At 30.1% G+C, this 23,192-nt stretch carries 19 protein-coding genes and 5 pseudogenes; 12 read left to right on the top strand and 12 right to left on the bottom strand.

Going from position 1 to position 23,192, the window contains the following annotated elements:
- Positions 1–125 precede the first annotated feature (125 nt).
- Positions 126–1,174, top strand: a pseudogene (gene thiL, locus ACZ1HD_RS17570) (thiamine-phosphate kinase).
- A 53-nt stretch (positions 1,175–1,227) separates the two neighbouring features.
- On the opposite strand, the gene ACZ1HD_RS17565 reads toward thiL, so the two are convergent.
- The 5 genes from ACZ1HD_RS17565 to ACZ1HD_RS17545 form a co-directional block, all read right to left on the bottom strand.
- A complete protein-coding gene (locus tag ACZ1HD_RS17565) occupies positions 1,228–2,691 on the bottom strand; it encodes an outer membrane beta-barrel family protein (RefSeq protein WP_472688199.1) in 1,464 nt (487 codons plus the stop codon).
- Entirely contained in the window at positions 2,670–3,605 is a 936-nt protein-coding gene (locus ACZ1HD_RS17560; RefSeq protein ID WP_472688198.1) for a carboxypeptidase-like regulatory domain-containing protein, read from the bottom strand. Before ACZ1HD_RS17560 ends, ACZ1HD_RS17565 begins: the two co-directional genes overlap by 22 nt.
- 140 nt (positions 3,606–3,745) lie before the next feature.
- Positions 3,746–4,369, bottom strand: coding sequence for a helix-turn-helix domain-containing protein (locus tag ACZ1HD_RS17555; protein WP_472688197.1), 624 nt, complete (start codon positions 4,367–4,369; stop codon positions 3,746–3,748).
- 580 nt (positions 4,370–4,949) lie between these two features.
- The gene (locus tag ACZ1HD_RS17550) at positions 4,950–5,477 is read right to left on the bottom strand and encodes an alpha/beta fold hydrolase (RefSeq protein ID WP_472688196.1); all 528 of its coding nucleotides are present in this window, start codon (positions 5,475–5,477) and stop codon (positions 4,950–4,952) included.
- A gap of 5 nt (positions 5,478–5,482) precedes the next feature.
- On the bottom strand, positions 5,483–5,671 hold the full coding sequence (locus ACZ1HD_RS17545) for an alpha/beta fold hydrolase (RefSeq protein WP_472688195.1): 189 nt from the start codon (positions 5,669–5,671) through the stop codon (positions 5,483–5,485).
- A 44-nt stretch (positions 5,672–5,715) separates the two neighbouring features.
- Between ACZ1HD_RS17545 and brnQ the strand changes: the two are divergent.
- The 5 genes and pseudogenes from brnQ to ACZ1HD_RS17520 all read left to right on the top strand — a co-directional run bounded on the left by brnQ (position 5,716) and on the right by ACZ1HD_RS17520 (position 10,391).
- Positions 5,716–6,995: pseudogene (brnQ, locus tag ACZ1HD_RS17540) on the top strand (branched-chain amino acid transport system II carrier protein).
- The gene (locus tag ACZ1HD_RS17535; RefSeq protein WP_472688194.1) at positions 6,988–8,226 is read left to right on the top strand and encodes an AbiH family protein; all 1,239 of its coding nucleotides are present in this window, start codon (positions 6,988–6,990) and stop codon (positions 8,224–8,226) included. Before brnQ ends, ACZ1HD_RS17535 begins: the two are co-directional and overlap by 8 nt.
- A gap of 33 nt (positions 8,227–8,259) precedes the next feature.
- The gene (locus ACZ1HD_RS17530; protein WP_079737736.1) at positions 8,260–9,099 is read left to right on the top strand and encodes a helix-turn-helix domain-containing protein; all 840 of its coding nucleotides are present in this window, start codon (positions 8,260–8,262) and stop codon (positions 9,097–9,099) included.
- A gap of 360 nt (positions 9,100–9,459) precedes the next feature.
- A complete protein-coding gene (locus tag ACZ1HD_RS17525; RefSeq protein WP_472688193.1) occupies positions 9,460–9,993 on the top strand; it encodes a carboxymuconolactone decarboxylase family protein in 534 nt (177 codons plus the stop codon).
- Between the two features lie 41 nt (positions 9,994–10,034).
- Positions 10,035–10,391, top strand: a complete 357-nt coding sequence (locus tag ACZ1HD_RS17520) for a cupredoxin domain-containing protein (protein WP_079737734.1) — start codon at positions 10,035–10,037, stop codon at positions 10,389–10,391.
- A 56-nt stretch (positions 10,392–10,447) separates the two neighbouring features.
- Here ACZ1HD_RS17520 and ACZ1HD_RS17515 read toward each other — a convergent pair whose 3' ends face one another.
- The 5 genes from ACZ1HD_RS17515 to ACZ1HD_RS17495 all read right to left on the bottom strand — a co-directional run bounded on the left by ACZ1HD_RS17515 (position 10,448) and on the right by ACZ1HD_RS17495 (position 13,322).
- Positions 10,448–10,687 (bottom strand): hypothetical protein, encoded by a 240-nt coding sequence (locus ACZ1HD_RS17515; RefSeq protein WP_472688192.1) that lies wholly within the window; start codon positions 10,685–10,687, stop codon positions 10,448–10,450.
- A 257-nt stretch (positions 10,688–10,944) separates the two neighbouring features.
- A complete protein-coding gene (locus tag ACZ1HD_RS17510; RefSeq protein ID WP_472688191.1) occupies positions 10,945–11,283 on the bottom strand; it encodes a hypothetical protein in 339 nt (112 codons plus the stop codon).
- Positions 11,284–11,439: 156 nt separating this feature from the next.
- On the bottom strand, positions 11,440–12,492 hold the full coding sequence (locus ACZ1HD_RS17505; protein WP_472688190.1) for a cytochrome-c peroxidase: 1,053 nt from the start codon (positions 12,490–12,492) through the stop codon (positions 11,440–11,442).
- A gap of 52 nt (positions 12,493–12,544) precedes the next feature.
- Positions 12,545–13,003: an MbnP family protein gene (locus ACZ1HD_RS17500; RefSeq protein ID WP_472688189.1), complete on the bottom strand. Its 459-nt coding sequence runs from the start codon at positions 13,001–13,003 to the stop codon at positions 12,545–12,547.
- Positions 12,987–13,322, bottom strand: coding sequence for an MbnP family protein (locus ACZ1HD_RS17495; protein ID WP_472688188.1), 336 nt, complete (start codon positions 13,320–13,322; stop codon positions 12,987–12,989). Before ACZ1HD_RS17495 ends, ACZ1HD_RS17500 begins: the two co-directional genes overlap by 17 nt.
- Before the next feature lie 661 nt (positions 13,323–13,983).
- Here ACZ1HD_RS17495 and ACZ1HD_RS17490 point away from each other — a divergent pair.
- From ACZ1HD_RS17490 to ACZ1HD_RS17480, 3 genes are all read left to right on the top strand, one after another.
- Positions 13,984–14,763, top strand: a complete 780-nt coding sequence (locus ACZ1HD_RS17490) for an alpha/beta fold hydrolase (RefSeq protein ID WP_079737731.1) — start codon at positions 13,984–13,986, stop codon at positions 14,761–14,763.
- Positions 14,764–14,842: 79 nt separating this feature from the next.
- Positions 14,843–15,145, top strand: coding sequence for a PfkB family carbohydrate kinase (locus ACZ1HD_RS17485; RefSeq protein WP_472688187.1), 303 nt, complete (start codon positions 14,843–14,845; stop codon positions 15,143–15,145).
- Complete coding sequence (locus ACZ1HD_RS17480) at positions 15,078–15,848, top strand: carbohydrate kinase family protein (protein WP_472688186.1); 771 nt, start codon at positions 15,078–15,080, stop codon at positions 15,846–15,848. The genes ACZ1HD_RS17485 and ACZ1HD_RS17480 overlap by 68 nt, the downstream gene beginning before the upstream one ends.
- A gap of 58 nt (positions 15,849–15,906) precedes the next feature.
- On the opposite strand, the gene ACZ1HD_RS17475 is transcribed toward ACZ1HD_RS17480, so the two are convergent.
- Positions 15,907–17,196: an aminopeptidase P family protein gene (locus ACZ1HD_RS17475; RefSeq protein WP_079737729.1), complete on the bottom strand. Its 1,290-nt coding sequence runs from the start codon at positions 17,194–17,196 to the stop codon at positions 15,907–15,909.
- A gap of 114 nt (positions 17,197–17,310) precedes the next feature.
- A pseudogene (locus ACZ1HD_RS17470) lies at positions 17,311–18,658 on the bottom strand (DEAD/DEAH box helicase).
- Positions 18,659–18,831: 173 nt separating this feature from the next.
- Here ACZ1HD_RS17470 and ACZ1HD_RS17465 point away from each other — a divergent pair.
- From ACZ1HD_RS17465 to ACZ1HD_RS17455, 3 genes and pseudogenes are all read left to right on the top strand, one after another.
- Positions 18,832–21,659 (top strand): annotated as a pseudogene (locus ACZ1HD_RS17465) (glycosyl hydrolase).
- 82 nt (positions 21,660–21,741) lie between these two features.
- On the top strand, positions 21,742–22,371 hold the full coding sequence (locus ACZ1HD_RS17460) for a DUF6973 domain-containing protein (protein WP_472688185.1): 630 nt from the start codon (positions 21,742–21,744) through the stop codon (positions 22,369–22,371).
- Between the two features lie 137 nt (positions 22,372–22,508).
- A pseudogene (locus tag ACZ1HD_RS17455) lies at positions 22,509–23,185 on the top strand (succinate dehydrogenase cytochrome b subunit).
- The last annotated feature ends 7 nt before the right edge of the window (positions 23,186–23,192 follow it).

Below are 23,192 nucleotides of genomic sequence, written 5' to 3'. Positions count from 1 at the left end.
AATTAGTATAACGTAATTATTATTTTTTAGTACATAAAAAGTATAAAATCAAAAATAGTGCTTTTATTTTTACTTCTCTGTTAAAGGAACTCTGTAATTTTTAAGAATGTAAGTATCTTTGCAGCATGTTAGAAGATAAAAATACCCAAAAAACATCATTAGCCGAACTTGGTGAGTTTGGTTTAATAAACCATATTACAAAATATTTTAAAGTAGAAAACGCCACAACAGTAAAAGCAATCGGAGACGATGCTGCTGTTTTAGATGCATCAGAAAAACAAACTTTAGTTACTACAGATTTGTTGATAGAAGGTGTGCATTTCGATTTAAGTTATATGCCTCTTAAACACTTAGGTTATAAGGCAATTATGGTTAATTTATCTGATGTGTATGCAATGAATGGTGTTGCAGAGCAAGTAACAGTTTCTATCGCAGTTTCTAACCGTTTTCCTTTAGAGGCAATAGAAGAGTTGTATGCAGGTATTCAGCTTGCATGTGATACTTATAAAGTAGATTTAATTGGTGGCGACACTACATCTTCTACCAAAGGAATTTTAATTTCTGTAACAGCAATTGGTAAAGCAACAAAAGAAGAAGTTGTGTATAGAAATGGCGCAAAAGAAACCGATTTAATAGTAGTTTCCGGCGATTTAGGTGCTGCATATTTAGGTTTGCAAGTTTTAGAAAGAGAAAAACAGGTTTTTAAAGTAGATCCAAATAATCAACCAGATTTAGATAATTATACCTATTTAATTGAAAGACAATTAAAACCGAAGCACGTAAAGATGTTGCTAGTATCTTAAAAGAATTAGAGGTAAAACCTACTGCTATGATCGATATTTCTGATGGACTTTCATCTGAAATTATGCACATTTGTTCACAGTCTAAAGTTGGATGTAAGATTTATGAAGACAAATTACCTTTAGATCCACAAGTTATTTCTGCTTGCGAAGAATTTGAACTAGATTCTACAATGGTTGCTTTAAGTGGAGGTGAAGATTATGAGCTGCTTTTTACAGTACCAATTGCAGATTTTGATAAGATAAAAGGAAATCCTAATTTTTCTATTGTTGGTCATATCATTGCAGAAAATCAAGGTTTAAATCTTGTAACAAGAGCAAATCAAGAAATTGAATTAAAAGCCCAAGGCTGGAATCCTTTAAAAGGAGAATAAAAATATTTTATAAACAAAAAAGGCGCAAATTTTAAATTTGCGCCTTTTTTGTTTTAATTACTTCTTCTTTGCTCATCATTATTACTAAAAATTCTGTTTTTTACGTTTATTTTCTTGTTTCCGAAGTTATACGAAAGAGAGATTCTAAAATTTCTAGAACTCGCATTTTGACGGTAACTTTGATCGATATTATTTACAGTAGAATTGTAATCTCTTAAACTACCTGTGTTTAAAACATCGCTAAATAACATTGATAATTTGATGTTGTTTTTAAAGCTGTGTTGCAACCCAAGTGATAAATGAAACTGCTGCCCAAGACTAAACAAACCATCATTATGAAAAGAACTATACCAAGCATTGGCTTGTAATTTTGTGTTTTTACTCAATGAAAAAGTATGGTTAGACGCAGCGTAAAATTGAATTCCATCATTTACATCAGCATCAATATTTTTGGTTAATTCTGTAATGTGTGCCAAAAGTCTAACATCATTTTGGGTTTTCCACCAAGAAATAGGGCTTAAAGAAAAACTTTCTTGTAACTGATACGTGTACTTTTTAAAATAATTTTCTCTTGTTACAATTTGATCTTGATTGGAAATGTCTGTGTTAAAAAACACGCCAAAACCATCTGTAGTAATATTCACAGAAAAACCTGTATTCCATTTGTTTTTGTATAGGTGAGAAATTTCAAAATTATCTGAAAAAGAAGGTTGTAAAAACGGATTACCAACACTGTAACTATTGTCATTAATGTAAAAACGAAAAGGATTTAAATCTCTAAAATTGGGTCTGTTGATTCTTTTTCCGTAAGAAAAATTGAAATTATTATTGTCGTTTTTAGCATACGATAAAAATAAGGTTGGAAAAAACTTACTGTAATTGTTTTTGTTTTCTTGATTTAAATCATCACTTATTCCAGTTGTTTTTGTGTCTTCAAAACGCAGCCCAAATTGTAGAGTAAGTTTATCATTTAGTTTTGTGTTTCCAGAAAAATAAGCAGCTAAAACATTTTCTTTATATTTAAAACTGGTAGATTGGTTAGAGTCTAAAACCGGCGACCCAGAAAGTGTGTCGAAAAATAAAATACCACTATTTGTATTGGTAAAACTTGCTTTAAATCCGTAAGAAAGATTTACTTTTTTAAGTGGTAAATCTATATCTAATTGAGAACTAAAGTTTTCTATTTTTTGATTAGAAATATTTAAGGCAGATGAACTTATGCCATTAGAATTACCTCTAACATCAAACTGTTCTGTGGTAAAATCTAGATTTCTATCCGAAGTAAATGTAAAATAATCTGCATCAAAAGAAAGTTGCTTGCCTAAAGTGTCTAGTTTTGAAATCAAATGAAAATTAACAGAATGATTATTGTTATCCACCTCATTTTGCGCTACGTTTTTTAAACTTTTTTCTAAATTATTATCGGTATCAAAAATATTAGAACTAGTTACAGCATCTATATTTGGTTCCGTTGTATTTCTTAAATATTGTACGCCTAAAGTTGTCTTCTCAGACAAGGCATAATCCAATAAAAAGCGTCCGAAAGTTGGTCTGTTTGTTGTTTTCCAGCAATATCAATATCCCAAAGATTGGTTGGGTATTCTATAACTATCCCTTCTAAATTTTCAAAATAACCTTTGTTTGCATTGATACTTGCTGATAATGAAACCTTGTTTTTGTTGTAGAAAAAATTATTAGTAACTGTTGTAAAATTATATTTGTTTTGAATGTAGGAAATGGTTGTTGCATTTTTCCAAGAATTTTGAGTGCCCTTTTTTAAAATAATATTGATTAAACCACCATTACCAGAGGCATCGTATTTTGCTGGCGGATTTGTAATTACTTCAATTTTTACAATATCACTAGCAGATAATCCGCTTAAAAAGGCCACCAATTCATCGCCTGCCAAGGGAGACAACCTTCCGTTAATTAGTATCTGAGTAGCACCTTTACCTAAAATAGATAAGGTGTTGTTTTGTAATTGTACACCGGGAGTTATCCTTAAAACATCAACACCATTTCCACCAGTTGCAGCAATACTTTTTTCAACATTAAAAACAAGCCTATCTATTTTTCTTTCTAAAATCCTTTTTTCTGTTTTTACCACAATTTCATTTAGTGCTTGTGCGTTTTCTCTTAATATTATTGTTCCTAAGTTAAGATTGCCTTTAATATTTATTGTTTTTGAAAACGTTTTATATCCTAGAATGCTAATTTCTAAAATATAATTTCCTTGGTTTGTTTTTAACTCGAAAGTTCCATCGTTTTTTGTGGTTGCACCAGTTATTATTTTTTGCTGATTATCTTTTAAAATTACGTTAGCAAACGGAATAACATCTAAATTGTCTGCTACTTTACCTGTAATAGTTTGTGCAGTTAAGATTCCTGTAAAAAATAATGCAATTAAAATTTGTAACGTTTTTGTTTTCATGGTATTTATTTTTGATGATACAAATGTGCGATTGAAAACAATTTTGTGCGACCGAAAACACAAAGTCGAACTAATTTCTAGATAAGAAATTGGTTCGACTTTATTTTAAAAACGTTCGACTTTACGTTAAGTGTTTGATTTTAAGTATTTTTTCTAAATTGTGTAGGCGTTAAACTTGTATGTTTTTTAAAAGCAGTATTAAAAGAAGATTTTGAATTAAAACCAACTTGATATAAAATTTCTAGGACTGTAAGTTCTTTTTCCTTCGGATTTTTTAAAATCTCTTTCGCTTCCTCAATTCTATATTCGTTTACAAAATCGAAAAAATGCTGATTTAAATGTTGATTGATTAAAACCGACAATTCTCTCGAATTCATTTTTATCAATTCAGCCAAATCTCTAATTGTTAAAGACGGATTTAAATAAGGTTTTTCTGTCAACATAAAATCTTTTAAAAGAGCAATTTTAGGATTGATAGAAACTTCTTCTCTTGTGTTTTTAATTTCTTTAGATGTTTTTAAATCTACATTTATTCCTTTAAATAATCTAGGAGAATTAACCGCTTTTAAAAATAACCAACAGATAAAAAAGACGCCGAAAAGTAAAACAATAGTTCTTATGATGTCTATAGAATTGTCATTACAATTTGCTCGAATATAACTTTTAATAAACGTTAAAACTTGCCCTATAAATAGTAAAATAGATAATTGTTTTAACCAATTAAAGTTTTTAAAAGCATTCTTATCAGTGTAATTTTCTAGCAACAGTTTTCTATAACGTAAAATATAATAGATCTCTGCAGATAAATATGCAATTGATAATACATCGCCAAAATAACTAAGAAATTGTACTTCTGTATTATTAGAATAATTATTTATAAAGGCAGCTTTTTCTATTTCATTAGCTAAAAAAATTAGGTAAAAGCACTAAAATAGTAAGAAACCAAGGTAGTAAATGGATTAAATGTTTCCACTTTAGCCTAAAGTTTGAGTAAATTACCGATAAAATGTATAAGAATAAAAGCGGATTTTTAAATAATGAAATTTTGTTTCTTAATATTTCTAACGTGTAAGGTATTTCGATAAATTGATGATAAAAAAACGCACTAATATCTATTGCCGTAACAATTAAAAATGCTGCTAAAAGTTGGTTGCTTAATTTTTTTCTGATTTTACAGAAAGTAAAAAAACAGAAAAAAGTAAAAATAAAATAACTATTATAACTGCTAAAAAACTAATTATGGAATCATAATTCATAATTTCAAATATAATCAAAAATTAGGTTATTAGATTCTTACAAAGTCTTTTAAAGCAGCAATTAATTCGGTTGTGTTTTCTATATAACTCATATGTCCGAAGGTAAAACCACATATTCTGAATTCGTTTTTTTAGCCTCTTCAATTAATGTATCAACATTTAAAATCCGATCATTTTCACCAATAATCATCAACTTTTTAAAAGTACTTTCTTTTAAGAATTCTAAAGAATTTGGTCTGTTTTTCATTCCTTCGTTTGCAGCAATATATCCTTGCAAAGAAGTTTGTAACGCTTCGGTTTTAACTTGGTTAATTTCCTCTTTAAATTTTAATGTGTTTTCTTGATGAAATAAATTAGAAACAGACATTTTTATCATGTTTTCAAAATTTTGTTGCACCATTTTATTGGCTCTTATTCTTAATTTTTTTCGTTCTTCAGAATCATCAGCAGTTGTAGAGTTCATCAAACAAATACCCTTTACATTTATTGTTTTCTCTTTTGCCATTGCCAAAGCAACATAACCACCTAAAGAATGACCAATAATAAAGTATTTTCTAATTCTTAAATGTTTTAAAACAGCATGAATTGTTTCTGCAAACAAATCCATAGAATGCACATAACCTAAGCAATCAGAATTACCATGACCTGGTAAATCAATAGTAATAATTCTGTTTTTTTAGATAACTCATCAGTAATGGTTTTCCACATTTTAGCATTTTCTAAAAAGCCGTGTAATAAAACAATTGCAGTTCCTGTACCGGTATCAGAAAAAGAAATGTTTGCCTTTTTAAATTGAATAGAATCTTGCATCTCGCAAAAATATGTATATTTCGCTCGCTAAGACAATAATTACCATGAACAAAACAAAAGAAATTTGGATTGCAGGGTTTGCACTTTTTTCGCTTTTTTCGGAGCCGGAAACTTAATTTTACCGCCAAATTTAGGTGTAAAGGCTGGTGAAGATTGGTGGATTGTTGTTTTGGGTTTTATAGCTACAGCTATTATAATTCCTATTTTGGCAATTTTTTCACATGCAAAATTACAAGGAACGTTGTATGATTTTGGTAAAAAAGTATCGCCAGTTTTTAGTACACTTTTTTGTTTTTTAATATACATTATTGCCATTGCAATACCATCGCCAAGAACAGCTGCCGTAACGCATGAAATGGCAATTCAGCCATTTTTCGATTCGCCAGCAATACTAACAAGTATTATTTACTTTGTTTTAGTGTTTTTATTTTCTGTAAATAGATCTAGAATAATTGGTTTAATAGGTAAATTTTTAACACCAATAATTGTTATAATTTTATTGGTAATTATTGGCATTTCTTTTTTTGTGTCTTCAGGAACTTTAGAAGTTACCTCATTTAAAAACCCTTTTATTGATGGCGTTTTAGAAGGATATCAAACTTTTGATGCTATTGCAGGTGTAGTTGTTGGTGCAGTTATTATTATCTCTTTAGATTACAGTAATCATAACAGTTTTGGTGAAAGAAAAAGGTTGATAAGAAAAGCAGGGTTAATAGCAGGTATTGGATTGTTATTAATCTACGGAGGTTTAATTTTAAGCGGTGCATTATTTGCAAGTTCTTTTGCAGAAAATGCCTCTAGAATAGATGTTTTATCGGGTTTAAGTACACAAACTTTAGGTAGCTTTGGTACCACTTTTTTAAGTATTTTGGTTGCTCTAGCATGTTTTACAACGGCTGTTGGTATAGTTACCGGTACCGCAGATTATATAAAAGGAATTTGTAATAATTCTAAAGCAGCATATGTAGCAACAGCAGCAATATGTTCTGTAATTGGTATTATAGTTGGTAGCTATAATGTAGGTTTTATTATAGATGTTGCTGTGCCAGCATTAATGTTTTTATACCCTATAACTATTATGTTAATTTTATTAAATGTTGTGCTGGAAAAATATGCATCTAAAATAGTTTTTAGAGCGGTTATCTTGGTAACATTTATATTTAGTATTCCGCATTTTTTAGGCTTTATAATTCCTCGAGAAAACTTAACGGGTATTAAAAGTATCATTCCTTTAGCAGAACACAGTTTGGGTTGGGTTTTGCCCGCTATTTTGGTTTTTATTTTCATTAACTTAGTAGTGAAAAAGAAAACTACAAATGAATAAACTGATACTTGTTGGAAATGGCTTTGATTTAGCCCATGGGTTACCTACTTCTTATAGAGATTTTTTGAATGATTTTTGGAGTGATTTTGAAAATAATCTTTACAGTTATTTAGTTAAAGAAATAATTCAAATAGATTACTCATATAATGGTTACTTTAATTATGCTAATAACAGGATTGAAAGTTTTGATGATTTATCATCTAACCTTAAAAATTATTGTAACGATTATGGTTTTATTTTTGATGATGATTTTTTTCAAGCTAGGGATAAATTGAAGAATATTTTTAAGTTTAAAAACGATTTCTTTAAGATAATAAACTTGAAAAATTCAATTGAAAATTGGGTTGATATTGAAAATGAATATTACTTGCAGTTAAAGAGAATAACTAAATTAAATTTCGGAAATTATAAAGGTGATGAATTAATCAATGCAAGAAAAAAAGAGCTTATTAAACTTAATAAAGAATTTGAAGAAGTGAAAAATCTTTTAATGAAATACTTAAAAGAAAAAGTTCTTGATAAATTTGATGTTGAAAAAATTACAACAAAAGAGGAGTTTTTAGAAATGTATAAAATTTTTAAACCAAATTCATCTTTAAATGAAAATGAATGGAACACTAGAGAGTTTTCTTCCTTGTCAGACTCTGAACATATTTCAAAAATATATGAAAAAGAAAATTTAAATAAGAGAATAATTTGTTACTCATATATTGCAAATTTTAACTACACAGATAGTTCTTTTCCTTATTTTTATGAGACAGATGAAATGTCAATGGAAAACAGTAATATAAATAGTATTCATGGAGAAATAGATTCAGAAGATTTTAAACCGGTTTTCGGCTTCGGAGATGAAATGGATGAAGATTATCAACTGATAGAAAATATAGATGATAATGAGTATTTAAGGTTTTTTAAATCATTTCAGTATTTTCAAAATAACAATTATGACCAACTTTTAAGTACAATTGATAGTGAAAAATTTCAAGTTATCATTTTAGGTCATTCTTGTGGTTTATCAGATAGAGTAATGTTAAATACTATTTTCGAACATGAAAACTGTAGATCAATAAAGATATATTATCACCAAAGAGATGATGGTAAAGATAATTATATGGATGTGGTAAAAAATATTTCTCGACATTTTAAAGATAAGCCTTCAATGAGAAGAAAAATTGTCAGTAAAGAACTTTGTAAGCCTTTACCTCAAAATGTTCGGTTTAAATTAAAATAGAAAGTTTGTTAAAACTTATACGACCAACACATTATGGCAGTTCAAGATATTGTAAAGCATACTTTTAAAGATATATTTTCTGTAAGCACAGTTCGGTTTGACAAAGCTTGTACAATCGATCATTCGGTACAACAAAATGCTTATGCAATTTATTGGATTCAAGAAGGTAGCGGAACGTATAATATCGATTTTAAACAATATCAATTTGATGATAATGTACTTTTTTTCTTATCTCCAGGACAAGTTTTTACGGTAGATTCAGAACAAATAAAAACCGCTTACAAGCTTACTTTTGTAAAAGATTTTTACTGCATACAAACGCACGATGCAGAGGTTGCTTGTAACGGAATTTTATTTAACAATATTTATGAAACTCCGTTTGTAAAACCATGTAAAAAAGACACCGATAAATTAGACTTTATATTAACAAGCTTACTAGAAGAGTTTCAGCAAAACGAAACAGCACAGTACGATATGTTACAAGCCTATTTAAAGCAATTTATTATTTCTGCTGTTCGTGTAAAAAAAGAAAACCATGTGGTTAAAGAAGATGTCGAAACACGCCTTTTTAAAGACTTTAGTTTGTTGGTAGAGCAAAATTACAAAACACTTCATTCTGTAACAGATTATGCTAAAAGACTAGGTCTTTCGCCAAAATCAATCACAAAGCATTTTCAAAAAGCAGGTACAACTTCTCCATCAGAATTTATAAAAAACAGAATTTTGTTAGAAGCAAAACGCTTGTTAATTTACACCGATAAAACCGTAAAAGAAATTGCATTCGAGTTAGGTTTTAACGATCCAGCATATTTTACCCGATTCTTTACAAAGGCAATTTCAAAATCTCCACTTCAGTTTAAAAAAGACTACTAAGATTATTTTTTTGGGAGTGCCCTTTCAGGTCAGGCTTTCGAAACTCGCTTTTTAAAGTTTTATCAAACTTTAAAAGAGCTCAAACAAATTTCTCAATCCTTCACGCGTGCATTTTTGTTGGCTTTATTTCAAAGTCCAAACAGTAAGAACTTTTGTCCAATTTTAGAGCTTAATGTTGGTGATACCTTTGCAGTGTCAATCAATAAGAACTAAAAATTAAACATATGAAATCAATAGAAAACACACAATGTCCAAACTGTTGGGGTTACCAAACTTACGACGAGCAAAATCAAAACCAGCAACTTTGCGAATGCAAATAAGTTATTTAAAAAAATTACAAATCATCTAAAAATAGAAATTATGAGTACATATAATGTTCCAACAAAAAACGAAGTATCAGAAAACAACCAAGCAATATTTAATCAATTAGAAAAAGGTTTAGGTTTTGTACCAAACTTATACGCAGCATTTGCACATAGCGAAACTGCTTTGGGTAATTTTTTAGCAATAGGAAATGGTAAAACAAGCTTTTCTGCTAAAGAAAAAGAAGTAATAAACTTAGCCGTAAGTCAAGTAAACGAATGTCTTTATTGTTTGTCTGCCCACACAGCCATCGGTAAAATGAATGGTTTTACAGAAGCACAAATTTTAGAATTAAGAGCAGGTAAAGCCTCTTTTGATGCAAAATTAAATGCATTGGCAAACTTTGCTAAAAGTGCAGCAGAAAACAGAGGTGCTGCAACACCAGAAACAGTAGAAAACTTATATGCACAAGGGTATACAAAAGGAAATTTAGCAGATGCAATAATCTTAATTGGAGAAATTACAATTACAAATTATTTTCATAAAACAACAGATGTAGCTGTAGATTTTCCGTTAGCAGAAGCTTTATAAATAGTAAAACAATAATTTAATAATTTTAATAAACAACAATCATGAAAAAAGTAATCGCAATTTTAGTATTAGTAATAGGTTTTGCATTTAACACAAATGCACAAGAAGTAAAAACAGTTTCTTTAGAACAAACAAAAGGAGAGTTTACACAAAAACAAATTACGTTATCTGAAGGTACTTATATTTTTGAAATAGCTAACAACAACGTAGGGCACAATGTAGGTTTTGTTTTAGCGCCAAAAGCAGATGTAAAAGCACACATTAAAAACGCTTATGTAACAGCACAAGTAAAAGATAACAGCAAAGAAACTTCTAAAAAAGTGACACTTAAAAAAGGAGAATACGTTTATTTCTGTCCTTTAAACCCAACGCCACAATACACATTAATAGTAGAGTAGTTTTTTAATTCAATTAGTTAAAAAGGCGAACAGAAATGTTCGCCTTTTTTTGTTTTTTAGTTATTTAAATTAAAGTTTAAATAGATAGAAACTGCTTGTTTTGGGGTAACGTTACCACCAAATAAATTATGTGAAATTGGAAGCGTATAATTGGCACCAAAAATAAAATCTTTAGTAGTTATTTCTGCACCCAAAGTTCCGTTAAAAACATTACCATCTGTATTTGGTACTTCTTCTTTATACTGTTTAATTTTATTATAAATATTACCGGAAAAGCCTACAAAAGGCAATAACATATATTTTTCTTTAGAAATAGCATAAAAAAAGTTAGAAGCGTAACTAAACTGGTTTCCGAACTTGTATTCGTTTTTGTTCTCGTTTTTAAAATAGTAAGTTAAACTAGTGTTTACACCAAATTTATTTGCACCATAACTGTGTGCAAGTCCTAAAATACCGTCTAAACTACCAGTTCCTAATTGAAAACCAGGATTTACTCTATCGGTTAAAACTTGTTCAAATTTACCTGTTGGTAATTTGGCTCCTAAACCAATTTCTAAAGAATGTCCGAAGGTTCTCGGGTAACATTTGTGTATAACTTAGACTTTTCTTCATCTACTTTTTTATAAAATTTAAACTTGTACCAACTCATTATTGTTGCGTCTCCAAAGCCGTTTATACTTTCGTTTCTATCTGTATATTCTCTATTTAAATCTTGATATGGTAAAATTGCACTCACATATAAATTTTCATTTATGGGCAACCTTCCCCATAATTGATACGTATGAAAGTTCTCTGTACTTGTTGGAGAGTTATCAAAAATACCATCTTTCGATTGAAATTTTTGATAAATATATCTTACACCTACAAAGCTCGCATTATTTAAAGTACCCAAACCAAAACTACCGCTACTTGTAGAGCAACCGCATAAATCACAGAAATAATATTCGAAAGAATGGTTGTTGTGTTTGCTGCATATTTCTTTGCCTGAATTAGCAAAACTAGCAATCGTAATTAATACAAATGTTAACAGTATTATTGTTTTTTTATCTTAAAATTCTGCAAAACGTTTATCATTTAAAAAGGTGTTATCTGTTAATGTGTTTAAAAAAGCAAGTAAAGCTGTTTTTTCTTCGGATGATATATCGATACCTAGATTGCCATTAGATTTTATTAGTAAAGTGTCTACAACACCACCATTTTGTGTCATTCCATCAGAATAAAAATCTAATACGGCTTCTAAATTTCCAAATCGTCCATCGTGCATGTACGGAAAAGATTTTGTTACATTTCTTAAGCTTGGTACTCTAAATTTGTAAAAATCGTCTTTTAGGCCGTAAACTCTTTTTCTTCCTTCTTCCTCAGGGAATTTATAGTTAGTTGGTAATCCGTTATTTCTATAACTTTGGTCTGTAAAAAGAGCTCCGTAATGGCAAGCTGCACATTTGTTATTAAAAATTTCTAAACCTTTATTTTCTAGTTCGGTAAATGTGGCGTTTTCTTCGTTTCTAATCACTTTATCGTATTTAGAATCTCCGTAAATCATGGTTACCATAAATTGCGATAAAGCTTTTAACATACGTTCTGATGTAGCTTCTCTATCACCAAAAGCATTTGTAAAAAGAACCTCATATTCTTGATAAGAGTTCAATTTAGAAAGCACAGATGGTATGGTTTCATTCATTTCTACATCACTAGTAATTGGTATAATTGGTTGTAGATCTAAATGAATTGCGGCGCCATCCCAAGTAAACTCGCTAAAAAAAGCTAAATTTTGAATGGGTTGTGCATTTCTAAAGCCAACTTTACCATCTACGCCATGACTAACTGTGTGGCCATGATGTGTAAAAGCAGAAGCTTGTTCGTGACAAAATCCGCAAGAAATTACTCCGTCGGAAGCCAATCGTCCTTCATAAAACAATTTTTTACCAAGAGCGATACCTTCTTCGGTTAGTGGGTTTTGACTTAAATCGTACAATAATCCAGGAAAATTACTTGGAATTTTTAATTCAACTTTTTTAGGAATTAGCACATATTCTTCTTCGTTTTTTGCACAAGAAAAAAGTGTAATAAAACCTAAACATAATAGTATAAATTTTTTCATAATTGATAGAAAACCGTTGTTAAGATTTTTACTTAACAACGGTTTTATTGATTTAATTATGAACATGATCTATAACAAACATAGTATTTACATTTATTGCTATTTGAGGCGATTTAACACCGTCTACGTGTATTTGTGCAGCATCATCTAGCAAAAATTTTGTGGTACCGTCTAAAATATTAGAAACATCAGAAACAACATGTATTACTGGTGTTAAGTCTGTTCTTACTCTTGCAGAGTTTGTTAAATCTAAAGAAACTTCCTTGTAGTTATCTACCGCAGTTCCATGGCTTCCCATATGAAAAGCAAATGCAGTTTCTGTAGTTGTGTTTTCTGATGTGTAAGTTCCTTCGAAAACCATAAATTTATAGCCCGCTTGCCAGCTCCACATCATGCCAGCTTCTTGTGCTTTTGCTAAGAAATCTCCTTGTCCTGTTGCACCTTCTAAATACTTTTCTTGATCGACACCAATACCAAAAGTTACTTTTGTATAATCATCTTCTCGGTACATTTTTTAATGTGATAAATTGAGATGAATTTGTGTTTTCATCAACAATAAAATAAGACTCATTTTTTGGATAAGTAAAAATGGTTCCGGTTGCAGTTTCTAAGCGAATGTTGCTAACAATATATTTAACCTTGTTAATCTTAATTTTTTCGGTATCATTTGCAGAATAAGGAGTGGTTTCTAAAAGTAAATCAGAACTGTTGTATGCATTATCAAACTCTAATGTTACGTTTCCTTCGCCAGTTAAAACTTCTTCTGAAGACGAGCATGCAGCTAAAGTTGCTACAAATAAGAATGCAGCAATATATTTTGAAATTTTCATTTATAATAGATGTTTCTTCTTCCTTAGAATTTTAAGGAAGATATTTTTAAAATAATTTATGTGAATATTTTACTTAGAAAACACAGGTTTGTGCTTTTTAAGTAAACGTTAAAAAAGATGTATCAAAAGTTATTGACACAAAAACAAGTATTTATAAATATAAATCTGGCGGTTGCTCTAAGTTTTTAATAAGTAAAAACGTATGTAAAGAATTTTTTTCGAAGGAAGTTTTTTTTGATATAAATCTAAATATTTGGCTGTAAAATTTTCTGTTTCTTGATGATAAACAGGAAAAAATGCCTCTGATACAATTTGTAAGCCAGCAACATTATCTTTCTCTAAATTAACTTGTGGTGCTATCTTTTTTGCTAAATGACATTTACCATTACATTGTAATTCGGTGCATCTTTATTAACACAATATTTTTCTATTATATAATCTATATTCAGCTCAAAATAACCAATATATGCAAGATGATACGCTGGCCTAAAAGCAAAAGCGATAAATAATAATATGCAAAATGTCTTTTTCAGAAGAAAATTATTTACTACAAAGATAATTTGGACTTTTTTATTTTACCAATTTTAAGCGTTAAAAAGTACCAAACTTGCTATTTAATTTTATAAAATGCTTTAATTTAGCATTTCAAATCGATTTTAGATTGTTAAACTACTATTTATATCCTCATAAAAATTCTAAAGAATGGGTAACTTTTGTGCATGGCGCAGGAGGAAGTAGCTCTATTTGGTACAAACAAATTAGAGATTTTAAAAAGCATTTTAATGTTTTAATTTTAGACTTACGTGGTCATGGCAATAGCAAACCAAAATTAAAAGATACGTTTAAAGCAAAATATACTTTCGATTCTATAACTGCAGACATCGAAGAGGTAATCGATTTTCTTAAGATAAAAAAGTCGCACTTTGTAGGAATTTCTTTAGGTACAATTTTAATAAGAAACCTTGCAGAAAAAAGACCATCTTTGGTAAAAAGTATGATAATGGGTGGTGCTATTATTAAAATGAATTTTCGCTCGCAAGTGCTAATGAAAGTTGGTAATATTTTTAAATCGGTAGTGCCTTACATGCTTCTTTATAAGTTATTTGCATTTATTATAATGCCAAAAAAGAATCATAAGAAATCGAGATTGCTTTTTGTTAATGAAGCTAAAAAATTGTATCAAAAAGAGTTTTTACGTTGGTTTAAATTAACATCAGAAATTAACCCTTTGTTACGCTTTTTTAGAGCTAAAGAAATTAAAATTCCTACACTTTATGTAATGGGGTCAGAAGATCATTTGTTTTTACCTTCCATAAAAAACATTGTTTCTAAACATGTAAGCTCTTCGCTTTATGTGATAGAAAATTGCGGACATGTGGTAAATGTAGACCAACCAGAAACTTTCAATACAAAAACAATTAATTTTATTACATCTTTATAAAAATTAGATAATCTTTAAATAAAAAATACATTTATAGTTGTTTTTTATGAAGTATATTTGCTTTGTAAAAGAATTTATTATGAATAAGATAATTACGTTTGGTGAGGTTTTAATGAGAATTTCTCCTTTAGGAAATAAAAAATTTATTCAAGCTAACAATGTAGAATTTTATTTTGGAGGTACAGAAGTAAATGTTGGTATTTCGATAGCAAATTTTGGCGGAGATGTAAAACACATAAGTTGTATTTCTAATGATTTTATTGGCGATACAGCTATTTCTTACTTAAATAAATTCGATTTAGACACCTCTGCAATTGTTAGATCTCGGCAGACCTTTAGGGGTTTACTTTTTAGAAGTTGGTGCAGTTATGAGACCAAGTAAAATATCTTATAACAGATCGCATTCTTCTTTTTCTGAAATTTTACCAGAAATGGTAAACTGGGAAAAATCTTTAGAACAAGGTAAATGGTTTCATTGGACAGGTATTACGCCGGCTTTATGCAAAGGAGCTAAAGAAACTTTAAAAGAAGGTTTGATTTTAGCGAAAGAAAAAGGAATGATTATTTCTGCTGACCCAACATATAGAAGTGCTTTGTGGAAATACGGCGAAGAGGCCAAAGATGTCTTAACAGATTTGTTACAATATTCTACCATATTTATTGGCGGCGTAAATGAAATAAATGAAGTTTTAGGAACTAGTTTTGGGTATTCTAACGACGAATTTACAGAAGCGAGTAAGTTATTAATCGAAAAATTTCCGAATATAGAAAAGGTGTTTGATAAAATTAGAACTTCTATAAATTCTTCTTGGCACAAAATTAGAGCAAGAATGTGGAACGGTTTTGAGTTTAAAGAAACACAAGATTTAGACATTACACACGTTGTAGATAGAATAGGAACCGGTGATGCTTTTGCTGCAGGTTTAATACATGGCTTGCAAAAGTTTGATGATTATAAAGCAATGGAATTTGGTGCCGCAGCTTGTGCGATAAAACACACTTATTTGGGTGATGTAAATTATGCAAATGAAAGCGATGTAATCTCTATTTTAGAAGGAAATACTTCGGGTAGATTAAATAGATAAGGTAATTGATAATAAAAGAAAAAGGCGAGTTGTTAAAACTCGCCTTTTTTGTGTTTCTTTAGTTCATTAAATCTTCTATTTCATCTGCTTCAATAGGTATATTACCCATTAAATTAAAAGGTTCTCCTTTTTCTTGAATTACAACATCATCTTCTAATCGAATTCCGAAACCTTCTTCTGGAATATAAATACCAGGTTCTACAGTAAACACATTATTTGCTTGCATAGGCTCGTGTAATAAACCATAATCATGCGTGTCTAAACCAATATGATGACTTGTACCATGCATAAAATACTTTTTATAAGCAGGCCAATTTTTATCTTCATTCTGTACATCTGCCTTGTCTAATAAACCAAGTTTAAGTAATTCAGAAGTCATAATTTCTCCTACTTCAACATGATAGTCTTTCCAAATTGTTCCCGGTACTAAAAGTTTTGTAGCCTCTTTTTTAACATAATTTACAGCATTGTAAACAGCTTTTTGTCTATCGGTAAAACGACCGGAAACTGGTACAGTTCTAGATAAATCACTTTTATAATTTGCATATTCTGCGGCAATATCAAACAAAATTAAATCGCCACTTTTACATTGCTGATTGTTTTCTATATAATGTAAAACATTTGCGTTGTTACCAGATGCAATAATTGGTGTGTAAGCAAAACCTTTAGACCTATTTCTTACAAATTCATGCAACAATTCTGCTTCAATTTCATATTCCCAAACTCCGGGTTTTATAAAGTCTAAAATTCTACGAAATCCTTTTTCTGTAATATTACAAGCTTTCTGCATCAAATCTAGTTCAATAGAATCTTTTACAGAACGTAATCTTTGTAAAATAGGATTGCTTTTTGCTACAGAATGCGCAGGATATTTTGCTAACAACCATTTTGTAAAACGGTCTTCTCTTGTTTCTGTTGCTACATTTGCTCTATAATGTTCGTTTGTGTTAATGTAAAAAGTATCTGCATAAGAAGCCATTTCGAATAAAACTTTTTCTAAGTCTTGTAACCAATAAACGGTTTTAATACCAGAGGTTGATAAGGCTGCTTCTTTAGTTAGTTTTTCACCTTCCCAAACTGCAATATGATCATTTGTTTCTGTTAAAAATAAAACTTCTCTTAGGTTTTCATTAGGGCAATCTGGAAACAACATTAAAACACTTTCTTCTTGGTCTACACCACTTAAATAGAAAATATCTCTGTGTTGCTCGAAAGGCATTGTGCTATCTGCACCAATTGGGTAAATATCGTTAGAGTTAAAAATAGCTAAACTATTTGGTTTCATATTAGCCGCAAAATTTTTACGGTTTTTAATAAATAAATTAGCGTCTATTTTATCGTATTTCATACTATTGATTTTTAATGATACACAAAGGTAGCAATAATAAAGAGGAACTTAAAAAATGACCAATTAGAATAAAAAAATCCCAAATTCTATATTAAGAAAATGGGATTGTAATTTTTAAATCAAACTTAATTTAAAATCGTTTTTTTTCGGTGCACCAGTTCTACCTCTTCCGAAGTTGCGCCTGCAGGTTTGTTGCTTTTAAAATGAGGTTTTCTTTTTGGTTTTTTTTGATCAGAAGAACCTCCAGGATTTACATTAGAAGGCCTTTGTTTTTTCTTTTTACCAAAAGAACTTTTACTTTGTGTAGCAGCTCTTTTAGGTGGCGCAGTATCTGTTGGTTCAAAACCTTCTACAACAGTAGATTTTAACTTCTCTTTTAAAAGTTTTTCAATTTCATTTTGATATTCTGTTTCTTCGCTACAAACCAAAGAAATTGCTTCTCCGGCAGCACCAGCTCTACCAGTTCTACCGATTCTGTGTACATAATCTTCGGGTACATTTGGTAGTTCGAAATTTATAACGTGTGGTAGTAGCGGAATGTCTAATCCTCTTGCAGCAATATCTGTTGCAACTAAAACTTTTATGGTGTTTTCTTTAAAGTTTTTTAAAGCTTTTGTTCTTGCGCCTTGACTTTTATTACCATGTATTGCTGCTGCAGTAATTTTAGATTGAATTAACTTTTGCGTTAACTTATTTGCACCATGCTTTGTTCTTGTAAAAATTAAAACTTGGTTCCAATTATTGTCTTTTATCAACTTAATTGTAAACTCTGTTTTTCTTTTTTATCAACTTTAAAAACCTTGTGAGTTACTTTTTTGGCGGTAGAATTTTGTGGTGCTGTTTCTACAGAAACAGGATTTTCTAAAATACCCGATGCCAATTTTTTAATCTCTTTAGAAAATGTAGCAGAAAACAATAAGTTTTGTCTCTTAGCAGGCATAAAACTAATAAGTTTGTTAATGTCTCTAACAAAACCCATGTCTAACATTCTATCTGCTTCATCTAAAATTAGAACATCAATTCTTTTAAACGACACTGCTTTTTGATCGTGTAAATCTAACAATCTACCTGGTGTTGCTACTAAAATATCTACACCTCTTCTTAAAGTTGCTATTTGAGGTTTTGCATTTACACCACCAAAAACTACTGCAGATTTTATATTAACATACTTGCTGTACTCTTTTACATTGTCGTGAACTTGTGCAGCCAATTCTCTTGTTGGCGTTAGCACTAAAGCTCTTAATGGTCTGTATTTTGGGTGTTTTGTGTCTGATAAATATTGTAAAACAGGCAATGTAAAACCAGCTGTTTTACCGGTTCCTGTTTGTGCGGAAGCTAAAATATCTTTGCCTTCTAATATATGCGGAATCGCTTTTTCTTGTATTGGAGATGGTTTGGTATATCCTTTTTCTTCAACTGCCTTTACCAACGCTGGAGATAAACCTAAATCTGAAAATGTCATAAAAATAATTTACAGCAACAATTTTATTTAATTGTTGCCGGCGCAAAGATACGTTGTTTTAACTGGAAGCAATTTGTTTGGCACAAATCGTTTTTATGTTAATTTTTTTGATATTGATTATACAAATAGTAATTTCAACGTTTCAAACTCAATTCAAATCAAACTTATTACTTATGAAATCTATTTTTAAGCTTTTATTACTTTGCTTTTCTGCAAGTATTGTTGCTCAGAATACTACAGAAGCAAATGTTGTTCAGAAATCCCTAGACAAAAAATTAGAGATGATGAAAACATCACTAGTTAAAAATGTAAAATTTACTAATATAGGGCCAACAGTTATGAGTGGTCGTGTTTCTGATGTTTCTGTTAATCCTAAAAATCCTACAGAATTTTATGTTGGTTATGCTTCGGCGGACTTTGGTACACAAACAATAACGGTACAACTTTTACACCAGTTTTAGACAATTCACCTACGCAAAATATTGGTGATATTGCTGTAGATTGGAACAACGGGACTATTTGGGTAGGAACCGGAGAGAAAAACTCTTCTCGATCTAGTTATGCAGGTATTGGAATGTTAAAATCTACGGATAAAGGTAAAACTTGGCAAAATGTAGGGTTGTTAGATTCGCATCATATTAGTAGAATTTTAATAAATCCGAGAGAATTCTAATGAGGTAATTGTTGGAGTTATTGGGCATTTATATTCGCCTAATGAAGAAAGAGGGATTTTTAAAACTGTTGATGGCGGTAAAACATGGACAAAATCTTTATTTATAAATAACGATACAGGTGTTATTGATGTAGCTGTGGCGCGAGAAAATTTTAATGTAATGTATGCTGCTTCTTGGGAAAGAGAACGTAAAGCATGGAATTTTGACGGAGATGGAAGTAATTCTGCAATCTATAAAAGTACAGATGCTGGTAGTTCTTGGACCAAAATTTCAGACAAATCTGGTTTTCCTACAGGAAACGGAGTTGGTAGAATTGGTTTGGCTGTTTTTAACGAAAACACAGTATATGCTTTACATGATAGTCAATTCCGAAGAAAAAAGATACTTCTAAAAAACCATCAGACGAGTTAACTAAAGAAGATTTTAAAACAATGTCTTCTGCAGCATTTTTAGAATTGTCTGATAAAAAATTAAATACTTATTTAAAAAATAATGGTTTTCAAGAAAAATACAGAGCACAAAATGTAAAACAAATGGTGCGTGTTGGTTCTGTAAAACCAATAGATTTAGCAAAATACTTAGAAGACGCAAATTCTATGTTATTTGATACTCAGGTAATAGGTGCAGAGGTTTTTAAAACTACAAATGGTGGCAAGTCTTGGAAAAAGACTCACAATAATTTCTTAGATGGTGTTTATAGTTCTTACGGATATTATTTCGGAGAAATTAGAGTAGACTTACAAGATGAAAACGGAATTTACGTATTAGGTGTTCCAATTATAAAATCTAAAGATGGTGGTAAAACTTTTACTTCTATCAGTAAAGAAAATGTGCATTCAGATCATCAAGCCTTGTGGGTAAATCCAAAAAAATCAGGACACATTTTAAACGGAAATGATGGTGGTTTAAATTTGTCTTATGATGACGGTGAAAACTGGATTAAATTAAACGATCCAGCAGTTGGTCAATTCTATTCTGTATATGCAGATAATCAGAAAAACTACAAAGTTTACGGTGGTTTACAAGATAATGGTGTTTGGGTTGCTAGTAATAATGCAAGAATTAATAAAGGTTGGCAACAATCTGGTCAAAATCCTTACAAGTCTATTATGGGTGGCGATGGTATGCAAGTGCAAGTAGATGATAGAAATCCTAATATTGTTTATACAGGTTATCAATTTGGTAATTATTCTAGAATAGATACAGAAACTGGAAGAAGCAAATATATTCAGCCAAAACATACTTTAGGTGAAAATCCGTATAGATTTAACTGGCAAACACCAATTCATTTATCAAAACATAACCAAGATATTTTATATTTAGGAGGTAATAAATTACACAGATCTTTGGATCAAGGTAACAATTGGGAAACAATTTACGGAGATTTAACTACGGGTGGTAAAAAAGGAAATGTTGCTTACGGTACATTAACGTCTATTTCAGAAAGTCCTTTTCAATTCGGACTTTTATATGTTGGTTCTGATGATGGTTATATTAATGTAACTAAAAATGGTGGATGTTCTTGGGCAAGAATTTCTAATAATTTGCCGCAAAATTTATGGGTTACAAGAGTAATTGCATCAAAATTTAAAAAAGAACGCGTTTATGCAACTTTAAACGGCTATAGATCTGATGATTTTACACCTTATGTTTTCGTTTCAGAAAATTATGGTCAAACATGGACAAACATTGGTAACGCTATCCCAACATCTTCTGTAAACGTAATTAAAGAAGATCCGGCTAATGAAAACATTTTATACGTTGGTACAGATAATGGTTTGTATATTTCTTTTGATAGAGGAAATTCTTGGGAAGCATTTGCAAATAATTTACCAAACGTAGCAGTGCACGATTTAGTGATTCAGCCAACAGCTAAACACTTAATTGTAGGTACGCATGGTAGAAGTTTATATAAAGCAGATGTTAGTGCATTGCAAAATATAGATAAAAGTGTAATGTCTGCTGCTACACATATTTTCGATGTTAAAAGTGTAAGAAAAAGTGGTTCTTGGGGGCGTTCTTGGAGTATGTGGAGAGACGCTTTTACTCCAGAAATTACAATTCCTTTTTATTCGAATTCAGATAAAAAAGTTACTTTAGATATTTACACAAATGATATTAAAGTAAACACCATAACTGTTGATGCTACAAAAGGTTATAATGAAGCAATTTTTGATGTTTCTTTTTCTAAAAAAGGAAAGAAAGCTTATGAAAAGGTTAATAAAAAATCGAGTTTAAAAGCAGCTAAAAACGGAGTTGTATATTTGCCTAAAGGAAAATATACTGTAAAAAGCGCTACTTCTAAAAGCGAATTTGAAATAAAATAATCAATTAATTTCTTTCAATTTAAAAAAACGGTTTAGAAGTCTATAAGAGATTTTTAAATCGTTTTTTTAGTATATTTCAAGCATGAAAAAAATAACCTTTTTAATCTTCTTTTCGTTAACACTTTCTACTACTGCTCAATCAGATTTTAAAAGTTTTTTAAAACTATCTGGTCCAATAAAAAGATGGGTTTTATTTCATCCTTTTAAGGCAAAAACTTCTCTAAAGATTTCAAAAGAAACAAATAAAGTTGCAGATTCTATTAGAAAAACCAATTTGTTAGATAAAGATGCTGCAGGTGGGCAAGTAGATGCTTTTAGGCACGCGTATTGGATGGCAAGATTACGCCAAGAAATAGGTGAAAGAGCAGCAAGGTCGTTAGGTAAAGCGCATGAAAAAGAAAACTATATTACTTATAAAAAACTTAAATTAGAAGATGGTGTTGTGCCAGATGAAATTTCTACAGATATGGATTTACACAACAACGAAGAAGGTTTAAAGTTGATAACAAAAGGAAGTACTGTTTCTAAAAGAAGTTTAATTTATAGAATTGTAAATGCAATTTACAATGGCAAAATGAAAATTATTAAGAAAGATGCAAATGGTAATTTTTTAACGTGCAACCAAAAAATAATTTCTAAAGAATCTTTAAAAGGCAAATGGAAAAATAACAAATGCTTGGTGCCTTCTAATTCTAAAAAGAGCAGAAAATAACAAAATCATTGTTTTCTGTTAAAAGCAAAACAGTTTTATTTATAATTATTCTAAATACAAACGAAAACGTTGTAATTTTCTTGTACTACGTTTTGTTAAGCCGTATTTTTGTATTATAAATTAAACTAACATATACAATGAGCGGATTTTTTAAATCTTCAATTGGAAGAAAAGTAGCAATGGCGCTATCGGCGTTTTTCTTAATGTTCTTCTTACTTCAGCATTTAGCAATTAATGTTTTATCAGTTTTTAGTCCAGATACTTTTAACGAAGTTTCTCACTTTATGGGTACAAACCCAGTGGTACAATTTGCATTACAACCAGTATTAATTTTTGCAGTTGTTTTTCACTTTGTAATGGGTTTTATCTTAGAACTAAGAAACAGAAAAGCGCAAGGTGTGTCTTATGCAAAGAATAATGGTGCTGCAAATTCATCTTGGATGAGTAGAAACATGATTTGGAGTGGAATTACAATTTTAGCATTTATTGTTTTACACTTTATCGATTTTTGGTTTCAGAAATCAACACAAAATACATACAAGGAGATTGGTCCGGTATGATGGAAGGTGTAGAAGGTTTTCGTTATTACGAAGAACTAGTGCACAAATTTGCAAACCCAATTAGAGTAGCTGCTTATGTTGTTGCTTTTGTTTTCTTAGGATTACATTTAGCACACGGTTTTACATCTGCATTTCAATCTATGGGAGGAACAGCAGGAAGAAAGAAAACATTACAAACTATCGGTAAAGTATACTCAATTTTAATACCAGCAGGTTTTATTTTTGTAGCACTTTATCATCACTTAAACCATTAATCGAATA

The sequence above is a fragment of the Polaribacter sp. HA6-7 genome, from assembly GCF_055693625.1.
This window is presented reverse-complemented; position numbering and strand designations above follow the sequence as displayed.